Source organism: Bacillus sp. S4 (assembly GCF_040838205.1).
Taxonomy (GTDB): domain Bacteria; phylum Bacillota; class Bacilli; order Bacillales; family Bacillaceae_G; genus Bacillus_A; species Bacillus_A cereus_U.
Window position 1 is genome coordinate 1 of sequence record NZ_JBFPJI010000208.1, and the last position, 5,952, is coordinate 5,952.

A 5,952-nucleotide genomic window follows, 5' to 3' on the forward strand; every position below is an offset into this window, starting at 1 on the left:
TCCCATCGATATGAGAAAAAGACAGTCTTTGATATTTTAGGTGTCGTTTATCAGTTTACTGTATCCAATCTAAAGCAGAAAACTGCATAATCTTTAAAAATACACCGTATCAAGGTTTATTTGGTATGCGTATTTTTAAAAACAAATAAACAAATTATCAAGCATGTAGGCAACAAGAACGGAAGTTCATGGAAGACCCAACCTTAGCTTGATGGGCATGGGGTACCGCCAGCATTTTGGAAAAAAACCACGCTAAGCAAAAAATAAAATAAGCCATCCATTTGGACAGCTCATTTACATAATTATCGTTATTGGAAGTGATTTTAAAATTCTACATGCGAACTTTTTCTTTGTTCCGACGAATAAACCACAAAATCAAAGTTAGAAGTAGTAGGAGAAGTAGTAAGAAGAGCGGTATTGCTTGAATAAAGAGAAATCCTTTCCAAAAATCAAGCATAGTACTACCTGGGGAATCTGTTGTCATCCCACCTATAAAATAAGATAACGGAATGGCAAGTATATTTATCCCTAAACCGATCATTACGAATGATAGATTTTTATTCCAGATTTTTGGTAATGCAGCCATAATAAATAAAACTAATGCAGTACCAATTATAAGAAACAGTACTCCAAAATAAAATGCAAAATATAAAATAAATCCCATAATATCCCTCCAAGACTTTAATTGTACCATCAATAAGGGCAATTTTGGATGAATATGATATTCGTATATAGTTAACATAATGTCTTTTTTTCTTTTTATCAATCTATGCAATTTTTTATACATTCCTATCATAGTGTGGGTTTTCGGGTTCTCGTTTGTTACTGGATTAGCCGAAAAACTGTATAAAATCTTGCTGTTTAACGGAAATAAAGTTCTTGAAAAAATAATATAGATATTTAAAAACGAAGTCCGAAACTTCGAAATAGTGTGAGTTTCTCTCGCTTAAAGTATAATAATTGTAAGAGCTTTTATTAGAATCTTGGAGTTAAATAAATTAAGGAGAGTGGTTGGAGATGAGTAACTTAGCAAATACATATAAATTACCCTATTATGCAGTTATCTTTGCCTCAGAACGAACAGAAGGTGAAAATGGCTATGGTGTGATGGCAACAAAAATGGACGAATTAGCAAGTAAACAAAAAGGATATTTAGGTGTCGAAAGTGCAAGAGATTCGGATTTGGGAATTACCGTTTCTTATTGGGAAACACTCGAGGATATTGCTGCTTGGAAAGAAAATTCAGCTCACCAAATTGCCCAAGAACGTGGGAAAAAAGAATGGTATAGTCGATTCGCATTACGTGTATGTAAAGTAGAACGTGAGTATCTATTTGAAATGTAGAATAATAAAGTTGTTTAATTCTGTAACCGAATTAAACAACTTTATTATTCATTTTTGAGGTGATCACAATTGGATCTAATAATTTTCTAACAACTTTAAGGAGTTTTACTACACACAGATTGTAGTAAGGCTCTATTTATTTTATATCAAAATTAAAGGACTTTATTATCTCTATACACTTGCATGCTCTTAGCGTGGTTTTTTTCCAAAATGCTGGCGGTACCCCATGCCCATCAACTTAAAAATGAAAACAAAGTGTACTTTCATTTTGTGGAGGTAAAGCATTCCTAAAATAGAAGCATACTCTTAATAATATGCATACCAAATAAACCCTAACGGGTTTCCTTTTTTAAATTATGCAACTTTCTTTTCTTTTTTCAACCCATTATACTCATAAACAACACCCATAATATCAAAAACAGTCTTCTTCTCATATCGATGAGATTTTCTCCCGTTCTTCTGTAGGAGGTGGAACAGGCTGATTAGGATCTTTGTTATTTCTTGGATGTTTTGTTGTATGGCTTGATACAAACTTGATAAGTGATCTTGAATCATTCCAATTGCTTTATATTCACTTAATTCTTGTTTCTTCTTTTGTAAAATTAATTGTCGCATCTTAAACATAGTAGAAGAACATAGAAAAATGGCAATGAGTTTTCCATAAACATGGCATTCTAATCGCTCTTGTTTAATATGTTGCCAATGATGAATTTGAAATAAGGATTTCCAAGTTTTAAAAATGATTTCAATTTGCCAGCGGAGAGAGTAAAAATTATGGATTTGTTCCATCGGAGCAATCTCCCAAGGTGTATTGGTAACATATAGGTTCATGCCAGCTAATCGTTTGCTTTTTTCCGAATATGTAATCCCTTTTTTACTTTCTGTGTACACTTGTTTTTTCATACGCTTACGAAGTTGTTTTTCTGTTAATCGATACATAATCACCCGAGTGAATAGTTTTTTATCCTTTCCAATATAAGCTTCTTTTATTTCATAGGACTGTCCTGGTTTTAAGGTATCCATGATGTGCTCTAAATCAACTTTGATGTACTGAGATTGTTTTTTTATTGTTCCGTTTCGAAAGTATTCAGGAAATTCATTTTTGACATATACCCTATTGTTTAATTTGAGTCGCGATATATAGTACACACCACGTTGATCCATTTGATCTAAATCATCCAGTGAATAATAGCCTAAATCCCGGATACATAGGTCACCAGGGCGTAATGTTGATAAACACTCTGTTCCAAAGGTTTTATCATTATTTTTCCCTGGTTCCACTTGGAAATTTAAAAACTGACCACTATGTAAATCATATTCTAACTGGATTTTTATACCCGCTGTTTGTGCACAACCACCTGATCCAGGATATACATTGGCCAAGTGTTTTGGTACGTGAAAAATGGTTGCATCTAAAATACGAATTCGCTGAAAATAGGTAAGTGAAGCACTTGGAATTGCTGACTTTCCACAAACTTTATTTTTTAATAATGTGGAGAAAATATGTTTCAAAAAGAACACTGCCTTTTTATTAAAGCGCTTATTTAGTCCTTCAGGACTCATAAGAGTTCCTGTTGATGCATGTAGCTGACTACACAATCGGACTAATGAATCACTCGCTACTCGTTGACTAATCCAGACACATATAGTAGCTAAATCATACCCTGAAAATTTACGTTTTCGTTTTACAAAACCTAGCTCTCTAGCGAGATTTTCCAAAAATGAAGGGGTAAGATGTTCATATAATTCTTCAGCAAATAATTGTAATTCGTCAGAAATTGATAGATACATACAAAAACGCCATCCTTTCCTATGATTCTACAGAAAGAATAGCGTATTTTTTGGTTCTGGTGCAAAGGTAGTGGAAAAGAAAATATAACATATATATTTCTAGCATAATGGTAGGATAATCCTGGTTCCTCATCATTTCTACTAAATCACGAAAAATTAAGTTGTACCGTACCAACGTACAGTTAACAAAATAATATCTTGCTGATAATGCTTCCATTTGAACAAATTTTCCTTTTCCATACCGATCACACATCTTTTGTAGAGTAATAGTATCAGCATATCCCAGTTTAAGAGGTTACTTACAAAATATTTAGAATTTTTTGCGAGAATCCTCCGAAATGTAATACGGACTTTAAATATTTTCATTTATAATTCTCTATTTGTCTATACTTTTCATATCGCTGTTGTATAAGCTCTTCCGAGGATAATAGTATCAATTTTTTTAGAGATGATTCGATTACAGATTCAATCATTTTTGCCTGTGATTTTATATCATTTTGTGCTCCACCTTTAATTTCAGGAATGATTTCATCAATAATTCCTAAATGTTTTAAATCTTTTGCTGAAATTTTCATATGTTCAGCAGCTTCTGGAGCATACTTAGCGTCCTTCCATAGGATAGATGCTGCTCCTTCTGGCGAAATTACCGAGTACCATGAATACTCTAACATATGGATATGGTTACCGACACTAAGGCCAAGAGCTCCACCACTTGATGCCTCTCCAATTACAATACAAACAATTGGCACTTTAAGTGTAGCCATTTCAAATAGATTTCGAGCTATCGCTTCAGAAATTCCACGTTCTTCAGACCCTTTCCCTGGATAGGCGCCTATTGTATCAATAAATGTAATAATAGGGCGATTAAATTTATCAGCTTGTTTCATAAGTCTTAGCGCTTTTCTATAACCTTCTGGATGTGCCATTCCAAAATTTCTTTCTATACTTTCCTTTGTATTTCTACCTCTTTGATGACCAATAACCGTAACGGGCATCCCTTTAAATTTTGCAATACCACCTATCATTGCTTTATCATCACCATATAATCGATCACCATGAAGTTCGAGAAAGTTTGTAAACAATAAAGGTATATAGTCCAATGTCGTGGGCCGGTTACGTAGCCTTGCAATTTGAACTCGTTGAAAAGGTGTAATATTAGAATAAATTTTATCTTGCATTTTATTTAAACGTTTTTCTAATACATGAATTTCTGACGATAAATCTACATTATTTTCTTTCATAATTTTCTTTAATTCATCAAATTTCTCTTTTAATTCAATAATAGGACGTTCGAAATCCAAACTCATTTTATCCTCCAAATGTTATGATTTACCTCACTCTAATCAAAAGGCTTAGAAATAGAATCAATAAATAATTCAAAACCATCCACAACTATTTTTTGTTCTGATTCTGATAAATTATTGAGAATACTTTGATAAAATGTAATGGATTGCTCTCTTAAGCAATTAACAGTTATGTGACCTTTTTCTGTGAGGTGCAGAAAAAGTTCTCTTCTATTTTTTTCATTTACTTCACGATAAACAAGCCCCTTTTTTACTAACTTATCTACCAATCTACTTACAGTTGAAGTCTCTAATCTAAGTTTATTGGATAGTTGCCAAACAGTTAATTTTTCCACCTCTAGTTCCTCTAACGCCATCATTTGAGAAGTTGGTAAAGGTTTTTCAAATGGTCCATTGGGCAAATTTTGAGATTCAAAAACCCCAGTTATTATAATCATTTTCTTAATATCTGTTCTTAGTTTTAAGGCATCTTCTCTTTTCAAAAAGGTCACCCTCCTACAACTAATGTATCATACATCAATTGTATTATACATGAATATGATTTTTTCACAAGCTTAACGTAAGCCAATATTACAACATGGACGAGATATTTCTTCTTGTTAAAATGGTATAAGTGGATTGTTTTCTACAAATGGCAGAACATCAATTATGTATCAGGGGCCTTTATGGGGTACCGCTCATCGCAATCAAGCTAAGAAAATAAAACTACCATAAAAACGAAATTTTGTGACAACTCGCAACAAAAAACTCATAATTTTTGGGGGAATTCTAAATTCTTAAGTTGATGGGCATGGGGTCACTATATCATTTCGGGAAAATTGTACGTTTAGAAATAATTTGGACATAAATTAACCAAATACGCTGCTTTTTTATTTTGCATAGAAAAAGGAACCAATACAGGCTCCTTAGTTTGATTCTGAAGTTTTGTAGTTTTTCTTGATGATATTCTTTATATCGATGATAAAGGATATCAGAAATATCACAACCAGAACAACATTTATCCAGTAATATGTATTTCCTATTGTAAATTTATTATAAAAAGATTGGACATTATACAATATCAGCATTGCTGTTAAGAAAGCGGAGCATGCTAACGCACCAAAACTTTTCATAATGGTCACCTCAATTCTTAAATTTATGACTTTCAATACAATTATACATTTAAATAAAAGGATTTACAAAAGGTTTAAGATATATAAGGGATTACTATATCACTCTGGGAAAATTGTACGCTAAGGCCTACAAACCCTTATCATTACAAGCTGAATACATGTTCAAAAAGATAAAAACCTAAGTTTAATTGAACATTGATTTGTTTACACACTTTATGAACATGGTTATAACTAGAAAACATTGATATTATTGAGTTTTATTCTCTGTTCATAAACATAAGAGTTTCTTAACAAAGACTCAACATAAATTATGTGGATTCCGTTTTCATCCACAACGTAAGAACTGGTGTGTGAAAACCTTTCTCTGGCATTTTTGATAAATACAGTACACAATACTAAAC

General features: G+C 32.4%; 6 protein-coding genes and 1 pseudogene. 1 reads left to right on the top strand and 6 read right to left on the bottom strand.

All coding sequences use genetic code 11. The annotated features are described in order from the left end of the window. Nucleotides 1-331: 331 nt before the first annotated feature. Nucleotides 332-664, bottom strand: a complete 333-nt coding sequence (locus AB3X48_RS16440; protein ID WP_367959740.1) for a hypothetical protein — start codon at nt 662-664, stop codon at nt 332-334. 353 nt (nt 665-1,017) lie between these two features. On the opposite strand from AB3X48_RS16440, the gene AB3X48_RS16445 reads away from it, so the two are divergent. Next, on the top strand, nt 1,018-1,344 hold the full coding sequence (locus AB3X48_RS16445) for an antibiotic biosynthesis monooxygenase family protein (RefSeq protein WP_088099314.1): 327 nt from the start codon (nt 1,018-1,020) through the stop codon (nt 1,342-1,344). A gap of 354 nt (nt 1,345-1,698) precedes the next feature. Here the strand turns inward: AB3X48_RS16445 and AB3X48_RS16450 are convergent, their stop codons facing one another. The 5 genes and pseudogenes from AB3X48_RS16450 to AB3X48_RS16470 form a co-directional block, all read right to left on the bottom strand. Further along, nucleotides 1,699-3,135, bottom strand: coding sequence for an IS4 family transposase (locus AB3X48_RS16450; protein ID WP_367959741.1), 1,437 nt, complete (start codon nt 3,133-3,135; stop codon nt 1,699-1,701). Between the two features lie 121 nt (nt 3,136-3,256). Beyond that, nucleotides 3,257-3,375: pseudogene (locus AB3X48_RS16455) on the bottom strand (IS6 family transposase); the annotation flags it as partial. 122 nt (nt 3,376-3,497) lie between these two features. Next, complete coding sequence (locus AB3X48_RS16460; protein WP_002162311.1) at nt 3,498-4,442, bottom strand: acetyl-CoA carboxylase carboxyltransferase subunit alpha; 945 nt, start codon at nt 4,440-4,442, stop codon at nt 3,498-3,500. 32 nt (nt 4,443-4,474) lie between these two features. Further along, nucleotides 4,475-4,921, bottom strand: coding sequence for a MarR family winged helix-turn-helix transcriptional regulator (locus tag AB3X48_RS16465; protein WP_002095873.1), 447 nt, complete (start codon nt 4,919-4,921; stop codon nt 4,475-4,477). 423 nt (nt 4,922-5,344) lie between these two features. Beyond that, nucleotides 5,345-5,551, bottom strand: coding sequence for a hypothetical protein (locus tag AB3X48_RS16470; RefSeq protein ID WP_088099316.1), 207 nt, complete (start codon nt 5,549-5,551; stop codon nt 5,345-5,347). Between the last annotated feature and the right edge of the window lie 401 nt (nt 5,552-5,952).

Coding starts and splice junctions, on each gene's coding strand:
- AB3X48_RS16440 (WP_367959740.1), bottom strand. CDS start 664: ATGGGATTTATTTTATATTTTGCATTTTATTTTGGAGTACTGTTTCTT.
- AB3X48_RS16445 (WP_088099314.1), top strand. CDS start 1,018: ATGAGTAACTTAGCAAATACATATAAATTACCCTATTATGCAGTTATC.
- AB3X48_RS16450 (WP_367959741.1), bottom strand. CDS start 3,135: ATGTATCTATCAATTTCTGACGAATTACAATTATTTGCTGAAGAATTA.
- AB3X48_RS16460 (WP_002162311.1), bottom strand. CDS start 4,442: ATGAGTTTGGATTTCGAACGTCCTATTATTGAATTAAAAGAGAAATTT.
- AB3X48_RS16470 (WP_088099316.1), bottom strand. CDS start 5,551: ATGAAAAGTTTTGGTGCGTTAGCATGCTCCGCTTTCTTAACAGCAATG.